General features: G+C 63.3%; 16 protein-coding genes. 9 read left to right on the plus strand and 7 right to left on the minus strand.

The window, feature by feature from the left end:
- Positions 1-21 precede the first annotated feature (21 nt).
- The gene (locus R3O64_RS02450) at positions 22-876 is read left to right on the plus strand and encodes a bifunctional methylenetetrahydrofolate dehydrogenase/methenyltetrahydrofolate cyclohydrolase (protein WP_339017212.1); all 855 of its coding nucleotides are present in this window, start codon (positions 22-24) and stop codon (positions 874-876) included.
- Between the two features lie 75 nt (positions 877-951).
- Complete coding sequence (locus R3O64_RS02455; RefSeq protein ID WP_046648384.1) at positions 952-1,266, plus strand: DUF3017 domain-containing protein; 315 nt, start codon at positions 952-954, stop codon at positions 1,264-1,266.
- Between the two features lie 34 nt (positions 1,267-1,300).
- Here the strand turns inward: R3O64_RS02455 and metX are convergent, their stop codons facing one another.
- The 4 genes from metX to R3O64_RS02475 form a co-directional block, all read right to left on the minus strand.
- Positions 1,301-2,455: a homoserine O-acetyltransferase MetX gene (metX, locus tag R3O64_RS02460; protein ID WP_232748440.1), complete on the minus strand. Its 1,155-nt coding sequence runs from the start codon at positions 2,453-2,455 to the stop codon at positions 1,301-1,303.
- Positions 2,448-3,767 (minus strand): O-acetylhomoserine/O-acetylserine sulfhydrylase, encoded by a 1,320-nt coding sequence (locus R3O64_RS02465; protein WP_339017213.1) that lies wholly within the window; start codon positions 3,765-3,767, stop codon positions 2,448-2,450. The genes metX and R3O64_RS02465 overlap by 8 nt, the downstream gene beginning before the upstream one ends.
- Before the next feature lie 99 nt (positions 3,768-3,866).
- Positions 3,867-4,469 (minus strand): MBL fold metallo-hydrolase, encoded by a 603-nt coding sequence (locus tag R3O64_RS02470; protein ID WP_070521612.1) that lies wholly within the window; start codon positions 4,467-4,469, stop codon positions 3,867-3,869.
- A gap of 10 nt (positions 4,470-4,479) precedes the next feature.
- The gene (locus R3O64_RS02475) at positions 4,480-6,060 is read right to left on the minus strand and encodes a cytochrome c biogenesis protein CcdA (RefSeq protein ID WP_339017214.1); all 1,581 of its coding nucleotides are present in this window, start codon (positions 6,058-6,060) and stop codon (positions 4,480-4,482) included.
- Between the two features lie 170 nt (positions 6,061-6,230).
- On the opposite strand from R3O64_RS02475, the gene R3O64_RS02480 reads away from it, so the two are divergent.
- Genes R3O64_RS02480 through R3O64_RS02490 form a run of 3 tightly spaced genes read left to right on the plus strand, consistent with a single transcriptional unit; the run spans position 6,231 to position 7,619 of the window.
- Positions 6,231-6,368 carry a hypothetical protein gene (locus R3O64_RS02480; RefSeq protein ID WP_167595548.1) on the plus strand — a complete coding sequence of 46 codons (138 nt, stop codon included), beginning with the start codon at positions 6,231-6,233 and terminating at the stop codon, positions 6,366-6,368.
- A 7-nt stretch (positions 6,369-6,375) separates the two neighbouring features.
- The gene (locus R3O64_RS02485; RefSeq protein WP_143335854.1) at positions 6,376-6,984 is read left to right on the plus strand and encodes a sigma-70 family RNA polymerase sigma factor; all 609 of its coding nucleotides are present in this window, start codon (positions 6,376-6,378) and stop codon (positions 6,982-6,984) included.
- Positions 6,981-7,619 carry an anti-sigma factor gene (locus R3O64_RS02490; protein WP_070530682.1) on the plus strand — a complete coding sequence of 213 codons (639 nt, stop codon included), beginning with the start codon at positions 6,981-6,983 and terminating at the stop codon, positions 7,617-7,619. Before R3O64_RS02485 ends, R3O64_RS02490 begins: the two co-directional genes overlap by 4 nt.
- Before the next feature lie 3 nt (positions 7,620-7,622).
- Here the strand turns inward: R3O64_RS02490 and R3O64_RS02495 are convergent, their stop codons facing one another.
- Positions 7,623-8,924, minus strand: a complete 1,302-nt coding sequence (locus R3O64_RS02495) for a PLP-dependent aminotransferase family protein (RefSeq protein WP_339017215.1) — start codon at positions 8,922-8,924, stop codon at positions 7,623-7,625.
- 81 nt (positions 8,925-9,005) lie between these two features.
- Between R3O64_RS02495 and pdxS the strand changes: the two genes are divergently transcribed.
- The 3 genes from pdxS to ppc all read left to right on the plus strand — a co-directional run bounded on the left by pdxS (position 9,006) and on the right by ppc (position 13,474).
- Positions 9,006-9,908 carry a pyridoxal 5'-phosphate synthase lyase subunit PdxS gene (gene pdxS, locus R3O64_RS02500; RefSeq protein WP_070521426.1) on the plus strand — a complete coding sequence of 301 codons (903 nt, stop codon included), beginning with the start codon at positions 9,006-9,008 and terminating at the stop codon, positions 9,906-9,908.
- 14 nt (positions 9,909-9,922) lie between these two features.
- Positions 9,923-10,615 carry a pyridoxal 5'-phosphate synthase glutaminase subunit PdxT gene (gene pdxT, locus R3O64_RS02505; RefSeq protein WP_339017533.1) on the plus strand — a complete coding sequence of 231 codons (693 nt, stop codon included), beginning with the start codon at positions 9,923-9,925 and terminating at the stop codon, positions 10,613-10,615.
- Between the two features lie 75 nt (positions 10,616-10,690).
- Positions 10,691-13,474 (plus strand): phosphoenolpyruvate carboxylase, encoded by a 2,784-nt coding sequence (gene ppc, locus R3O64_RS02510; RefSeq protein ID WP_425248920.1) that lies wholly within the window; start codon positions 10,691-10,693, stop codon positions 13,472-13,474.
- Between the two features lie 99 nt (positions 13,475-13,573).
- On the opposite strand, the gene R3O64_RS02515 is transcribed toward ppc, so the two are convergent.
- Together R3O64_RS02515 and R3O64_RS02520 are read right to left on the minus strand one after the other, a co-directional pair.
- A complete protein-coding gene (locus R3O64_RS02515) occupies positions 13,574-14,602 on the minus strand; it encodes an HNH endonuclease signature motif containing protein (RefSeq protein ID WP_070530672.1) in 1,029 nt (342 codons plus the stop codon).
- 85 nt (positions 14,603-14,687) lie between these two features.
- Positions 14,688-15,044 (minus strand): MerR family transcriptional regulator, encoded by a 357-nt coding sequence (locus tag R3O64_RS02520; RefSeq protein WP_070530670.1) that lies wholly within the window; start codon positions 15,042-15,044, stop codon positions 14,688-14,690.
- 121 nt (positions 15,045-15,165) lie between these two features.
- Between R3O64_RS02520 and R3O64_RS02525 the strand changes: the two genes are divergently transcribed.
- A complete protein-coding gene (locus tag R3O64_RS02525; RefSeq protein ID WP_070530668.1) occupies positions 15,166-16,674 on the plus strand; it encodes a SulP family inorganic anion transporter in 1,509 nt (502 codons plus the stop codon).
- The last annotated feature ends 11 nt before the right edge of the window (positions 16,675-16,685 follow it).

The raw sequence follows: 16,685 nt of genomic DNA on the forward strand, positions 1-16,685 counted from the left end.
CATCAGTCTAGGATGGTGGGCATGAGCGCTACCAAACTAGATGGCAACTTGTACCGCGACGAGATTTTTGAGGACCTGGCCCAGCGCGTGGCCGCCCTCAAGGAGAAGGGAATTACCCCGGGACTGGCCACGGTCCTGGTGGGCGATGATCCGGGTTCGCATTCCTACGTGAAGATGAAGCACCGCGATTGCGAGAAGCTCGGAATCAATTCGATTCGCAAGGACCTGCCTGGCGACGTTACCCAGGAACAACTCGAGCGCGTCATCGAAGAGCTCAACAATGACGATGCTTGCACCGGCTACATCGTGCAGCTGCCGCTGCCGAAGCACCTGGATGAAAACCGCGTGCTCGAGCTCATCGACCCAGCCAAGGACGCCGATGGCCTGCACCCGATCAACCTGGGCAAGCTGGTGCTCAACGAGGACGCCCCGCTGCCGTGCACGCCGAACGGTTGCATCCACCTGCTGCGCCGCTTCGGCGTGGAGCTCGATGGTGCCAAGGTCGTGGTCATCGGCCGCGGCGTGACCGTGGGCCGCCCGATTGGTCTGATGCTGACCCGCCGCAGCGAGAATTCCACGGTGACGCTGTGCCACACCGGCACCAAGGACTTGGCCGCGGAGACCCGTGAGGCCGATGTCATCATCGCGGCCGCTGGCAAGGCACACATGCTCACCGCCGATATGATTAAGGAAGGTGCCGCGGTTCTCGACGTCGGCGTGTCCCGCGTCGACGGCAAACTCGCCGGCGACGTGGCTGAGGACGTCTGGGAGAAGGCCGGCTACGTTTCCCCGAACCCGGGCGGCGTGGGCCCGCTGACGCGCGCGTTCCTGGTGAGCAACATCGTCGAGCGTGCCGAAAAGCTCGCCGCTCAGTAGCGCGTGAAGTCGAGCGCTCGAGTAGTGAGTATGTCTGAGCAACCAGCACAGCCGCGCGGGAAAACTGCGCCGCCGGTGTCTTTATCGAACCCGCACGATGCGCACCTGAAGCCCTCGGCGCTGCCGCCGGCTCTTCAGTGGTTGGCCATCGGCTTGTTCGTGGCGGCGGTTGTGGTGTCGGGCTTCTATGCCGTGTTCGAGCACTGGCGCCGCGCCACGCTGCTGCTGGGCGGGGCGCTGGTGTGGCTGACGGTGGTTCGTCTGACCTGCGATTCCTCGCGGGTTGGCGTGCTCGCGGTGCGCTCCCGGCGCTTCGATGCCTGCTTTACAGGCATCTTGGGCGCGGCGATGGTGTTCATGGCCTTTTCCATCGACGCGCTTGGATCGTAACGCGTTTGGCTCCCGGAAAGAGCCAAACGGCTTCTTAAATGTAATACTCATCGCCCACGTACGCAGGGCCCACGTCTAAGCCATTTGGCGCCGAGAGCAGCAGGAAGTTGCGCAGGATACGGTTCATCTGCCGGGTCTCCGTCAGAAAAGCATCGTGTCCCACGGGGGAGACAATCTTGGCCATCGCCAGCAGCTGGTTGACGTTGCGGGAGATGTGCTCCTGCTGGTGATAGGGGTAGAGGATATCCGTGTCCACGCCCACCACCATCGTCGGCACCTGGGAGGCCGCCAACGCCTTGATGAGCCCGCCGCGCCCGCGGCCGACGTCATGCCGGTTCAGCGCCTCCGTGAGAACCACATAGGAACCCGCATCGAAGCGCTCGGTGAGTTTCGCCCCCTGGTAATCCAGATAGGAGTTCACCGCGAAACGCTGGTTGAGCTGGCGGTGCGGCCCCAAGGGATTCTCGCCTTGCTGTGCGGTAGCGCCGAAGCGCTCGTCGATCTCCTGCTCGCCGCGATACGTCAAATGCGCGATGCGGCGCGCCGCCGCCAAACCATCCCGCGGAGTCTTGTCCGTGAGGTAGTAATTTCCGCCATGCCAAAACGGGTCGCGCTCGATCGCGGAAATCTGCGCGGATTGGATGCCAATCTGCCAGCCCGAAGCTCGGGCCGACACCGCAATCACACACACCGCCGACACGCTTTCCGGGTGCAGCAAGCTCCACTCCAGAGTCCGCGCCCCGCCCATCGAGCCGCCGAGTACCGCGTGCACACGCGAAATACCCAGCTTCTTCAAGCAGTCGTGCTCGGCCTCCACCAAGTCCCGAATCGACAGCGCCGGGAAACGCCCGCCCCACGGCTTTCCATCCGGGTGCAGCGACTTTGGCCCCGTCGAGCCGTTGCAGCCACCCAGCGCATTGGTCGCGATAACGCACCAGCGCGTGGTGTCCAGGGCCTTGCCCGGGCCCACCAGGTCGGACCACCAGTCCGCCACGTTGGAATCCCCGGTCAGCGCGTGCTCGACCACCAAGACATTGTTGACGCCGTCCGGGTCGCCGGCGAAAGCGCCCCAGCGTTGGTAGGCCACGTGGGCGTCGGCAAGCACGGCGCCTGCTTCGGTGGTGAAGTCACCGATGGGGACGACGGCGAGCTCGCCTTCGGGCGCGAGCTCCGGGATGGCGCTAACCAATGGCCGCGAACCCACGCTCGAGGTCGGCGATGATGTCGTTGACGTCCTCAATACCGACGGACAAGCGCACCGTGGCCTGCGTAATGCCCGCGGCCTTGAGCGCTGCCTCATCGGACTGGGAGTGCGTGGTGGTCGCCGGGTGCACCACCAATGAGCGGGTATCGCCGATGTTGGCCAGGTTCGAGTGCAGCTTCAGCGCATCGATAAACGCCCACGCCTCCTCGCGGCCGCCGTCGATGTCGAAGGAGAGCACGGAGCCGGTGTAGTCATAGCCCAGCTTCTCCTTGGTGGCCTTGTAAGGCGAGGACTCCAGGCCGGCGTAGTTGACCTTCGTGACCTTGGCGTGGGATTCCAGGTACTCGGCCACGGCCTGGGCGTTGGCATTGTGCTTCTCGACGCGCAACTGCAACGTCTCAATGCCATTCAGCGTCAGCCAGGCGTTGAAGGGGGAGATGGCGGCACCCGTATCGCGCAGCAGGCCCGCGCGCGCCTTGATAGCGAAGGCCGGTGCGCCCAGATCGGCGTACTTGAGGCCGTGGTAGGCCTCGTCCGGGGTGACGAAGTAGGGGAAGACGGGCTCGCCGTCACGCTCGACGGTCCAGTCGAAGGAGCCGCCGTCGATGATGGCACCACCGATGGCGGAGCCGTTGCCGCTGTAGAACTTGGTGGTGGAAACCACGACGATGTCTGCGCCCAGCTCCAGCGGGCGGGCCAGCGCGCCGGTGGCGATGGTGTTATCCACGATGAGCGGGACCTGGTTCTTGTGCGCTACCTCGGCGATGGCGGGGATGTCGAGGACATCGGCGACTGGGTTGCCGAAGGTCTCGCCGTAAAAAGCCTTGGTGTTGGGCTGGACGACGTCCTGCCAGGATGCCGGGTCGTCGGGGTTCTCCACGAGGGTGACATCGATGCCCAGGCGCTTCAAGGTCACGGTAAAGAGGGTGGAGGTGCCACCGTAGAGGCGCGGGGAGGTGACGATGTGGTCGCCGGCGGAGGCCAGGTTCAGGATGGCAGCGGTCTCGGCGGCCTGGCCGGAAGCAAATGCCACGGCGGCCACGCCACCTTCGAGGGAAGCGAGGCGCTCCTCCAGCGCGTCCTGCGTGGGGTTGGTCAGGCGGGTATAAATCGGGCCGGCATCCGAGAGGTTGAAGCGGTTGGCGGCGTGCTCGGCGTCGTTGAAGACGTAGGAGGTGGTTTGGTAAATCGGCACGTTGCGTGCGTTGGTGGAGCCGTCCAGGTTCTGGCCGGCGTGGAGGGCGCGGGTGGCAAAGGACCACTCGTTGACTTTGGAATTATCGTATTTGGTGCTCATGTCAGGAAAGGCTAGACCAAGCGGTTCAGTGCCGTTAGTGGTTTTCCGGAAACCGCAGGCAAGCCCGAGAATAAAAATAGACCGAGCGGTTGGTTCGGCTTAAATTTCGATGCTTTCACCAACCCGCAGGCGCCGATAGCCGCTCACCCCGGCGCGTTGGAGCATGCCGTCGGTGATCTGCTTGCCGGCGTCGGAAAGCACGGCGTCATGGATGGGAACCGTAAGCCGCGCACCGATGCGCATGGCGTAATCCGCGGCATCCGCCCCGCGCACCCACGGGCCGGCGATGGGGAGCAGGAGCACGTCTACCGTGAGTCCTTCCGAGACAACCCACTGGTCGCCGGGGTGCAGCACGCCGCCGAAGAAATAACCCAGGTTCTCCGGGCGCGGGATATTGGGGTGGATCTCCTCGTGGAGGCCGCCCACCGCGTGAATCTCAAGGCCCAGAACTGTAAACGTCTCTCCAGCATGCACGATGGTGCCGGAGCCGAGGGCGTCGATAGCCTCCCGCGTTCCCCACACCGGCAGGCCGCTCCCGCGCACGGCATCGACGTCGAGGTGGTCACCGTGTGCGTGCGTGAGCAGCACCGCTTCGGCGCCTTCGAGGCAGCTCAGGTCAGAGAGGGGACCGGGGTCGATAACGATGCGACCCTGGGGTGCCTCGACGGCCACGGCGGATTGTCCATGCAGAGATAGCTTCATGATTCCCACGCTAGCCAAAAGTAAAGGAATACAGCGAGAGCCCTTCGCTTACTTCCAGCTCGATTGTTTCGGTGTGATTGTCAGGTTCCCGGACGAGATCCACCGTGCCGTCCTCGGTGATGTCAAAGGTGCGGACCGAACCATCGGCGCGATGCACGCGAACCGTTCCTTGCCCTGATGCCACGAGCTGTACCCAGGCGGCGCGGTAGTTCAGTCGCAGCCGCGCGTGAGGTCCGGCGGTGATGGGCTGGTCGGCCAGCGTCCACGTCCCGCCCAGCGAATACTGACCTAACGGTGGCTCGCTCGTGGTGAACTGGTGCGTGCCGTCGCGGTAATCGGGGTTGGTGAAATACTGTGCGCGTGCGGTGCCGAGGTACGTCTCCGGTGAGCGCGGCGCACTGTGAGCATCGGCGGTCTCGATTGGTTCGGGTAGCTCTATGCTGGGGTCGCGCTCGAGGAGAAGCTCACGAATGAGGCGCTCGGTCTCGGCGTAGTCGCCCTCGCCATGGTGGGATTGGCGCAGCATGCCGTGCTTGTCGACGACATAGTGCGCCGGCCAGTACCGATTCCCAAACTTCTTCCACGTGGCGAAGTCATTGTCTTGCGCCACCGGGTATTCGATTCCTTGCTCGCGGACCGCGTGGCGCACGTTGGCTGCCTCGTGCTCGAAGGCGTACTCCGGCGCGTGGATGCCGATGATGTCGAGGCCGTAGTCCTTGTAGTGCGCATAGAGCTTGGTCAGGTGCGTGTTGTTGCGCTGGCAGTTGATGCAGGCATAGGCCCAGAAATCGATGAGGGTGACCTTGCCGGAGGTACGCGGATCGACCGGCGCATCCGTGTTGAACCAGCCGGTCAACCCCGCGAACGCGGGCACTGGGGTTCCTTCGGCTGTGCGGGCGGCCTGTTCAACTGGGGTGGCGTCGGCGTTGATGCTGGGGAGCTTCTGCTGCAGCCAGGCGGGCGCGCCGAGTGAAATCGCACCAGCCATGGCGATAACTACCACTCCCGCGGTGATACGCACCCCGCGCTGGTGAGAGCGGAAGGCATCGACGCGTTTTTCCATCTCGTTGCCACCCAAAGCGAAAGCCAGCAGGGGGATGGCCACGCCGAGGGCGAAGGAGAGGCAGAGGGCGAGGATGTGGGCGTCGACAGTCCCAGTGGCGCCCGCCACGGAGATGGCGGCGAGTACAGGGCCGGCGCAGGGGACGAAGACAACGCCCATGGCCAAGCCGACGACGAACCCGCCTTTGCCGCGGGCCTTGGATTGCAAGCTGCCAGCTTTCGGGAGTTTCTGGAAAGGCCACTCAAGGATTTCTTGCACGCGGGGAAACACCATTCCCAGGCCCACGAGAACGAGCAGCACGATTCCCACCTTCCACAGGATGTCGGCGGGCAGTCCTAGGGAATTGAGCAGCGTTGTCGCAAACAGCGTGACGAGGCTGAAACTTGTGACGAGTCCGCCTACGACCTGCCATGGCCGCCACCGTGAGCCGCCGCTAACGGCGAGGACCAGCGGCAAGACCGGCAAGATGCAGGGCGAGATGCCCGTGATAAGGCCACCGGTAAACCCGATGAACAGCGTTGATAGCATGCTGTACTCCTTCGCTTGGTGTGCGGTGTGGGTATGCAACTAGTTCGGAGCACGAGTGAAAAACGGATTGGTTTTAAATCCATCCAATCCGCATCGCGGGGCGGCTCCGAATAGTCAGATACAGGGCCCGGAAAAGCCGAGCCCCGATTGCTTGAAGAAGGAGCACCGAAATGAAGAAGCTTGTTACTGTCGCCGCTGCACTTGCTGTTGCCGCCAGTGGGTTGGTTGCCTGCAACGACAAGAAGGAAGACATGGACATGATGCCCAGCTCGGAGATGATGGCCCCGAGCGAGGAAATGACTAAGTAAAACTGCCATGTCCACCCCGCTGCTGGAGGTAAGCTCAACACCCGTGCCTGCGATGTCCCCCAATGAACACGAGCGGCTGAACCGCCTTTTGGTTCAGACCGCTACCGCAGACAAGCATGCCTTCAGCGCGCTTTACGACGCCCTCGCGCCCACCGTGTACAGCGTGTGCCTGAGCGTTCTGCGCAATCCTGCCTTAGCCGAAGAGGTTGCCCAAGACGTCTTCGTTGAGGTCTGGACCTCCGCCGCGAAGTTTGACCCGCGACGGGGGAATGCTCGCTCGTGGGTGGGCAGGTTGGCGCATGGGAGGGCCGTCGATAAGCTGCGCAGCCATGTGGCCGCAGTACAGCGCGATGACCGCGACTCGAAGCTTGAGCACGCCACTTTTGCTGAGCCGATCGAAGACGAAGCCCTGAACAATGTGGAGGCTCACCTCCTGCGCCGGGCCGTCGACGAGATTGGGGAGCCGCATTCCACGGCGGTGGCCCTCGCGTTTTTCGATGGTTTGACGCATGCTGAGCTGGCAGAATCAACGGGAGTACCGCTGGGTACGGCGAAGACGCGTGTGCGCGATGGCATAAAGAAGCTAAAAGCGGTTCTCGGAAAGGAGGGAAGATGAGCAACACGCATGAGTTTTCTGATGAGACTTTCGATGACTTCCTCGATTCCCTCCCTGAGGTCGAACCGCCGGCGCGAATGAAAGATGCCGTCTTTGCGGAAATTGGCGGTGGCGAAGCTGCCGAGGTCATCGAGCTTCCGCGCCGCCGTTGGCGGACCTTCGTGGCGGTGCCGGCTGCCGCGGCGGTCCTCGTAGTAGGCATGGTTGCCGTGCCGCCCTTGTTGCAGTCCGATGACTCGCAGAATCAGACGAGCGATAGCGCGCGGGTAGAGGCTGAATCGCCCGGCGAGAAGTCGATGCACGCCATCATGGGGGCAGAGGATCTCATGCAGGGCAACGCCGATGCGTCGGGCGCACAGCTGGATATCGTGTCTTCGGCGTCGATGGAGAAATCCGGCGCGATGGTGGATGGCCAGCCGCAGCTCGCCGATGGCATGGGCGCCCAGGTATGGGCAGTCAGCGCCGATGGCGGCATGGCTTCGGCGGGGGTCATCGGCCAGGACCCACACGATGGGGTATGGATGCCTTTCGACGGCGCGGCAGTCAAAGTCATGGTCACCGAGGAACCCGCAGGCGGCAGCGAGCAACCGACGGGCCGCACTCTTGCTACCGTGACCTTGGCAAGCGCCGGTTAGGGCTCAGTCTGCTAAAGCCTGCTTGATCAGCTCCAGCGCGGCGGCGAGTTCGACGTCGCTCAAATGCCCAAAGCCCAAGACCACGCCTTCCTCGGCGGGCGCGCCGCCCCAATAATCGCGCAGCGGGGTCAGCGTGAGGCCCAGATCGGCCGCGCGCTGGACGACGCCCTCCTCACACAACAACACCGCGTGGAGCCCGCCGTGGATGGGCAGAAGGGTAGCTGGGGTGTCTTCCAGCGCGGCTTGGACGAGGTCGCGGCGGCGCTTGTAGGCGCGGCGCATCCGCCCGGTATGTCGCCGCAGCGCACCGTTGGCCAGGTAGTTCGCCAGCGCCGCCTGGGGAATAGCGCCGACGGGCTGGCCGAAGATCTCCCGGACCCGATCCACCGCCGAGCGTAAGCTCGGCGGAACGACCAGATAGCCGCAGGCAATCGACGGGGAAATCACCGAGGAAAACGTGCCCAACAAGACGGTGTGCTCGGGAGCGAGCGCGGCCAGCGCGGGCAAGGGCTGGCCGACGTAGCGCAGCTCGGAATCGAAATCATCCTCGATGATGAGCACGTCGTTGCTGCGCGCCCATTCGACGAGCTCCGCGCGCCGGGCCGCCGGCAGGGAACCGCCATAAGGGTGCTGGTGGGAGGGGGTGACGATGAGAACGTCGAGGTCAACGGTGGGGACGGTGACGCCGTGGGCGTCGGTGGGGACGTCGACAAGCGTGTGACCCAAAGCCTGGGGGACGCGGCGCAGGCTGGGGTAGCCGGGGGATTCCACGCCCACACGCAACTGGCCGCCCAGCGCGCGCAGCAGCACCGACAGGCCGTCGCGGGCGCCGGCGGTGATGACGACGTAAGCCGGGTCGACGGTGAGCCCGCGCATGTGGCGCAGGTGCGCGGCCACCTCGCGGGGGAGATCACCGGAAGGATTCACCGCGGCCTTGCGCCACGCCGCCCTCCATTCGGGGGTGATGATTCCTTCGGTATCGGGCAGACCGGGGGTCAGTTCCACGCGCGGTGGGGGCGGGCTGGGCCGCGGTGCGGGGTGAGGCTGTGGGGTGCGCCCGTGGGGCAGGTGCGGGTTGATGACGGTGCCCGATCCAACCGCCGCGGTCAGGTAGCCCTCGGCGGTCAATTGCTCATAGGCGGTGACCACGCTGCCTCGGGAAATGTCCAAATCGCGGGCTAGTGAGCGCGTCGACGGAACCTGCTCGCCGGGCAGTAGAATGCCCGCCGCGACTTGGGCGCGGAGGGCTTCGGCGATCTGCACCGGCAGCGCGCGCGTATCAGATGGGTCGAGGCGGAAAGACACGGCCCCATCATAAGTGGTCTAATTCAACACTCGGGAAATGGCTCTTGTCTTGGACCAATTTTCTGCGCCACTATGTGAGCCATGACTGAACAGAAGAATGAACAGGGACGCGCCACGACGCGCGTCAAGCGTGGACTAGCTGACATGCTCAAGGGCGGCGTCATCATGGACGTCGTTACCCCGGAGCAGGCACGAATTGCTGAAGACGCGGGCGCTTCCGCCGTCATGGCGCTGGAGCGCGTGCCGGCCGATATCCGCGCCCAGGGCGGCGTGGCCCGCATGTCCGATCCGGACCTCATCGAGGGCATCGTCAACGCCGTGTCCATCCCGGTGATGGCGAAGGCCCGCATCGGCCACTTCGTGGAGGCGCAGATTCTCGGCGAGCTGGGTGTCGACTTCATCGACGAGTCCGAGGTGCTCAGCCCCGCCGATTACGTCAACCACATCAACAAGTGGGATTTCGACGTGCCCTTCGTCTGCGGTGCTACCAACCTGGGCGAGGCCCTGCGCCGCATCACCGAGGGCGCGGCCATGATCCGCTCCAAGGGGGAGGCCGGTACTGGCGACGTCTCCGAGGCTGTCAAGCACCTGCGCACCATCAAGGGCGAAATCGCGCGCCTCCAGAACCTCGACCGCGACGAGCTCTACGTTGCGGCCAAGGAGCTGCAGGCCCCGTATGACCTGGTTGCTGAGGTGGCGGAGACCGGCAAGCTTCCGGTCGTGCTGTTCGTTGCTGGTGGTGTGGCTACGCCTGCCGACGCCGCCCTCGTCCGCCAAATGGGCGCCGAAGGCGTCTTTGTCGGCTCCGGCATCTTCAAGTCCGGCGAGCCCGCGAAGCGCGCGGAGGCCATCGTGAAGGCAGCGACCCTCTACGACCAACCGGCCGAGCTGGCTAAGATTAGCCGCGGCCTGGGCGAGGCCATGGTGGGCATCAACGTCAACGACATCCCCGCCCCGCACCGCCTGGCTGAGCGCGGCTGGTAGGACCTGTGCCCGCAGTGAAGAAGTCGGCGGACACGGCGCGACCACTCGTCGGCGTGCTCGCGCTGCAAGGCGGAGTGGAAGAACACATCGCTGTGCTGGAGAGCCTCGGCGCTGCAACGCGCCGGGTGCGCCTGCAACAGGATCTCGACGGGCTGGACGGAATCATTCTGCCGGGCGGCGAGTCGAGCACTATCGATAAGCTGGCGCGCTCTTTTGGCGTCGCTGAGCCGTTGCGCCGCGCCGTCGATGGTGGGCTGCCGGTCCTGGCCACCTGCGCGGGGCTCATCTACAGCGCCCGCGAGCTGGAAAACCCCGCACCGGGCCAGCAGACGCTGGGGCTTATCGACGTCACCGTGCGCCGCAACGCCTTCGGAAACCAGCGCTTCTCTGAGGAGCGCACCGTGCCGGTCGCGATGGAAGGCCAGAGGTCCGGCGAGCCTCTAGCCATCGAAGCGAGCTTCATCCGCGCGCCCATCGTTACCCGCGCGGGCGAGGGCGTCGAGGTCATCGCCACCGTGCCCCTCCCTGCATCTGACATTGAGGTCAGTGGTGAGGGAAGTGGTGCCGGGGCGCGAACTCGTCCTGCCGCGGGGCGCGAGGTGATTGTGGGCGTGCGCCAAGGATGCGTCACGGCGTTGAGCTTCCATCCGGAAGAAAACGGCGACTCGCGCCTCCACGCCGCGTGGCTCGCTACCTTTGTCCATTAACACATTCTGCACGTGAGCTCTTTTCCCAAATAACTATCGCCCAATAGTGATCTGGGATACATTGAGATGTGCCAGCTGAACACATCACGCCTAGAAAGTCACTTTGCCGTGAGCACACCCGCCCCTGAACAAGTCCGCGAAGATATCCGCTTCCTCGGCCGGGTGCTCGGCCGGGTCATCGCACAGCAGGAAGGCGAGGACGTCTTCGAGCTCGTCGAATCGACCCGCCGCATGGCCTTCGACGTGGCGCACGGCGATGTCAAGCCCGAAGACCTCGTCGCCATCTTCCGCGACCTCGACATCACCAAGGTCAACCTCGTGGCCCGTGCATTCAGCTATTTCGCGCTCATCGCCAACCTCGTAGAGGATCTGGATGACGAGTCTGTTGAGGCGCCCGTCTCCTTGCGCAAGACATTCGCCAAGCTCAAGGAAGAAGGCGTCACGCCAACCGACGCCTCTTCCGTCATCCGCGGCGCGCACGTCGCCCCCGTTCTCACCGCGCACCCCACCGAAACCCGCCGCCGCACCGTCTTTGATACGCAAACCCGCATCAAGACTCTCCTCAAGGAATCACACCGCGGTGGCGACATAGCGGCAATCGAGAAGGAAATGTATCTGCGCATGACGCTGCTGTGGCAGACCGCGCTGATTCGCATCGCCCGCCCCACCCTCGAAGACGAGATTGACGTCGGCCTGCGCTACTACAAGCTGTCGCTGCTCGACCAGGTCCCTGCACTCAACCGTGCCATCCGCCACGCCATGCGCGAGACTTTTGGCCAGCAGCTGCCCGATTCCCCCGTTGTCCGTCCCGGTTCCTGGATTGGCGGCGACCATGACGGCAACCCGTACGTCGACGAGCACACCCTGACCTATGCCACCCGCAAGGCCGCGGCGACGGTGCTGCAGTACTACGCCGACGAGCTCGGCGAGCTGGAGCGCGAGCTCTCCCTGTCAGACCGCTATTCCTCCAGCTCCAAGGAGCTGGGCGCGCTTGCCGACGCCTCCCACAACGACGAAAAATCCCGCGTCGACGAACCCTACCGCCGGGCCATCTTCGGCATCCGGAAGAAGGTGCTGGCGAGGTTGGAGGGGGAGGCGTCGCCAAGCGCCTATGCGTCTCCGGAGGAACTCAAGCGGGACCTGGACGTGATCGACCGCTCGCTGCGCCAGTTCAATGACGATATCATCGCCGATGACCGCTTGGCTCGGCTGCGCTCGGCGGTGACGACGTTCGGATTCCACCTTTCGACGCTGGACATGCGCCAGAACTCGGAGTCCTTCGAGAACGTCCTCACCGAGATTTTCGCCGCGGCCACCATCACCCCGGACTACCGCGCGCTGGGGGAGGAGGAGAAGGTCGCGGTGCTCGTGCGCGAGCTGCAGACCAATCGGCCGCTGCTTTTCCCCGACGCTGAGAAGGGGTTCAGCGAGGATACCGCGAAGGAGCTGGGCATCTTCCGCGCGGCCGCGCGCGCTGTGCGGGACTTTGGGCCGGAGTCGGTGTCGCACTGCATTATTTCTATGACGGGAACCGTCTCCGACATTCTGGAGCCGATGGTGCTACTCAAGGAGGTGGGACTGAGCGAGGTCGATGTGGTGCCGCTATTTGAGACCATCGAAGATCTGAAGGCGGGCGCCGGCATCCTGGAGAAGCTGTGGCAGGTGCCTGTCTACCGTGAACATCTGCGCTCGCGCGGGGATATCCAAGAGGTGATGTTGGGGTATTCGGATTCCAACAAGGACGGCGGTTATTTGCAGGCGAACTGGGCGCTATACGACGCCGAACTGGCCCTCGTTGAGCTCTGTGCGCGCCACGGCGTGGAGTTGCGGCTGGCGCATGGCCGCGGTGGCGCGGTGGGCCGTGGCGGCGGACCGACGTATGACGCGATTTTGGCTCAGCCGAAGGGCGCGGTGTCCGGCTCGGTGCGCATCACCGAGCAGGGAGAGGTGATTTCTGCGAAGTATGGTGCGCCGGAGACTGCGCGCCGCCACTTGGAGGCGTTTGTTTCCGGAGCGCTGGAGGCATCGTTGTTGGATACCGAGCCGATTGCGGATCCCGAGCGCGCCTACGACATCATGCGCGAGCTGGCGGACTTGAGCGGTACGGCGTATCGCGAGCTGGTTGATGACCCCGGCTTTATCGCCTACTTCACCCAATCGACCCCGTTGCACGAGATCGGCGAGCTTAACTTGGGCTCGCGCCCGACCTCGCGCAAGCAGACCACCGCGATTGCGGATTTGCGGGCGATTCCCTGGGTGCTTTCGTGGTCGCAGTCCCGCACCAACATTCCGGGCTGGTTCGGCGTGGGCAGTGCGGTGACAGCGTGGGTTAAGCAATCCTCCAGTGGTGAATGTGGAGTAGGACTGGCCAGCGTAGAAGAAGTAAATGCCACTGCGGATGGAGCAGAAACCGGAAAGGCCGGAGTAAAAAGCGGCGATGGAGAAGTGGAGAAGCGCTGGGAGGAGCTGCGTGAGCTGTACCGTACGTGGCCTTTCTTCCGCTCCGTGTTCGCCAACATGGCGCAGGTCATGGCCAAGGCGGAGATGCAGCTGGCACGCCTCTATGCCAACCTGGTTGATGACAAAGAAACCGCGGACCGTATCTTCAGCCTGATTTCCGCGGAGTTTGAACGCACCCGCGAGGTCTACCTCAAGGTCACCGGCAACGCGGAGTTGGTCAGTGAGAACCAGCGCCAGGCGCGGTCGCTCAAGCGGCGCTACCCGTACCTGCTTCCGCTCAACGCCATCCAGTTGGAGCTGCTGCGTCGCTACCGCCGCGGCGACGATCAGTTCCTGGTGTCCAAGACCATCCAGGTCACGATGAATGGTCTCGCCACAGCGCTGCGTAACGCCGGCTAAACCGGCACGCTGAAGGCCCCGCGAGGAGGGGATTTCCTGCGGGGTTCGAGCACTACATGGCAGTGGCGGAATGCCTTCGCGGAAGGTTTAGTTGAAGTGTTAGTTGAAGGCGCTGGTGAAGACCGGAGCGGCGTCATAAGGTGGAATCCATGCCGTCCGCCCGCCGATGCGATCCATGCGGCCACGTGAGGGCGGGGCATCGGGGTCATCGTCGTTGACGCCGTTATGGTACGGACACAGCGGCACCAGGTTGAGGATGTTGGTGGGCCCGCCGCGGGCCCAGGCTTTGATGTGGTGGATTTGGCACTTCTCAAAGGGAACTTTGCAGCCCTCCCACGCACAGCACGGGTTCTCCGCAGCTAGGGCGAGGCGTTGTTTGGCCGTGGCGAAGCGCTGGAAACGAAACACATCGAGTGGGCCATGCTCGCGGCTGACCGCCACAATAACTCCCTTGTCCAGCAGAGCGCGCTCCACTAGCTGCGAGCCGGTCATCGTCGCGCCACTTGTTGTGCGGACGATGAATTCTTCGCCATCCTTGTCGGTATTGCCCTTGAGCAGCTCTGCGTAGTCATCGAGCTGCAGGACCGCCATGGTGGCAACCTCAGTTTTGACGCCACCGCCCTCCAGATTCTCCAAGAAACTCTCGCCGGGGCGTTCCTGGTCGATGCCTTCAAAGACACCGGTCAGCTGCAGCGAGTCCGCAGTTACCGTGAGGGTGGCCAGGCCATTGCCGTGCTGGGTGAGCTTGGCACGCTCGGCATACGTGCGGGGCTTGCGCATCTGACGCAGTCTCTTGCGCGCTACCTTTTCCACCAGCTCCGCGCTGGTCTGGCACAGCTCTACCCGCAAATCCCACGCTTTGTTATGGTCCCGGACTTTGGCAACGAAGTGCTCGATAAGCTGCAAGGTCACCAGCCCGTGCCCGCGCCGGCGGGCGGCTTCAACCGCCGTGCGCTGCTTCTTCGTCGAAGAGGTGTGCCCGAAGTAGGTGTGGTGGAGGGAGAGGAACACGGTGGCGTCGGCAGACGTGGCTCCGAAAGACACTAAGTCAGATTCAGACAGGCCCGCGCACTCGGCCACCAGGTCAATGGCGCGGCCGAGGGCGGCGAAGAACGTCTGAACTCTCATGAACCTCAGAGTAAAAGCGCCGCACCCTGCCAACAAGGGCGAGCTCCCGCCCGCCACGAAATCTGTGGATAACTTCTCGGGGGTGCTAAGCCAAGTTGTTCACTATATCGAGGAACTCTTCGGCATACGCCAGCTGCTTGGACAGCTTCTCGTAGCGCGTACGTGCCTCCAGTTGGACGCGAGCGACAGTCTCGCGCGCAGCCGGCGTGGAAGAATTAGCGGCCTCAAGAAATGAGCGCATATCTTCCAGCGAAAACCCCAGCGGCTTCATGCGGCGGACTAGCAAAATGCGGTGCAGATCCTCTTCGCTGTACAGACGGAAGCCTCCGGGGCTGCGGTGAGAGGGAGAGACTAGCCCGACGGAGTCGTAGTGGCGCAATGTGGGTAGTGAAATGCCGGTGCGCTCGGCTATCTCGCCGATTTTGTAGCCAGATTCAGCCATGGCTTTCCTCCTTAGGGACCATGTTTTGTCGCGCGCCTATGCAGCGGTTAAAGTTATGCAAGTCCAAAACCCTAAAGCTACTTGAGGGTTAAGCTCGGGGGATACGAACGACAGGATTGCTATGACTGAAACTACCACGGTCACTGAAGCGCCCATGGGTGTTGTGGCCTCCTTCCGCTATGCCTTTTCCTCAGCTACGCGACTGCGCATCGAGGTGTTGGCCGGACTAGCCGTTGCCTTGGCGCTGATTCCGGAGGCGATTGCGTTTTCCATCCTCGCCGGGGTGAGCCCGGCGGTGGGTTTGTTCTCTTCCGTGATTATGGCTGTGGTGATTGCCTTTACTGGCGGCCGCCCGGCAATGATTTCCGCAGCAACTGGTGCTATCGCCCTTGTAGTGGCACCGGTGGCACAAGACCACGGCCTGGATTATCTCGTGGCCACAGTCATGCTGGGCGGGGTGCTTCAGATTGTGCTCGCGCTGTTGGGCGTGCCCAAGCTGCAACGCTTTATCCCACGCTCCGTGATGCTGGGGTTTGTCAATGCGCTGGGTATTCTCATATTTACAGCACAGTTGGAGCACCTTATCGATGTGCCGTGGATGGTCTATGTTCTCGTCGTCGTGGGGCTCGGCATCATGGTGGGCTTTCCCAAGATTACTGCTGCGGTGCCAGCTCCACTGGTGACGATTGTTGTGTTGACAGCTGCGGTGGTTCTGGCGGGCCTTAATGTTCCGCGCGTGCGCGATATGGGCGATCTACCGACTTCGCTGCCGGCGCTGTTCTGGCCGAACGTGCCGCTAAATCTGGAGACCGTCAAGATTATTGCGCCGTATGCGCTGGCAGTGGCCGTGGTGGGGTTGATGGAATCGCTGATGACTGCCAAGCTTGTCGACGACATCACGGATACCCACTCCAACAAAACCCGTGAAAGCTGGGGACAAGGCGTGTCGAACATCGCTACCGGACTGTTCGGGGGAATGGGAGGCTGCGCGATGATTGGCCAGACCATGATCAATGTCCGCGAGTCCGGGGCGCGCACACGCTTGTCCACGCTGGTTGCCGGTTCTTTCCTACTAGTTCTCATCTTGGCGTTGGGGGACATTGTTGGCCAGATCCCAATGGCAGCGCTGGTAGCCATCATGATCATGGTTTCGGTAGGCACCGTGGACTGGCACTCAGTGCACCCGCGCACGCTAAAATTTATGCCGCTGTCGGAAACCGTGGTGATGCTGGTGACCATGGCTGGCACGTTGGTGACGCATAACCTGGCGGTCGGCGTAGTGCTCGGTGTGCTGGCAGCGATGGTGAGCTTTGCCCGCCGCGTGGCTCATTTGGTGCGAGTGGATGCTTCCGAGCTTGTCGACGGTGTACGGTCCTACCAGCTGCACGGACAGCTTTTCTGGGCGTCGTCGAATGACTTGGTGTACCAATTTGATTACACCGATGAGGCTGAGCACATTGTCATCGACCTCACCGGTGCCGAGGTGTGGGATGCTTCCACGGTTGCTACCTTGGACGGCATTACTAGCAAGTTCCACGAAAAGGGCAAGACCGTGGACATCGTCGGCTTAAACGGCCCGAGCCGGCATCGCTTGGAGCAGCTCACCGGACGCCTTGATGGTGGGCACTAGTGCCATCGGGG

Source organism: Corynebacterium hesseae, assembly GCF_037850265.1.
Lineage (GTDB): Bacteria > Actinomycetota > Actinomycetes > Mycobacteriales > Mycobacteriaceae > Corynebacterium > Corynebacterium hesseae.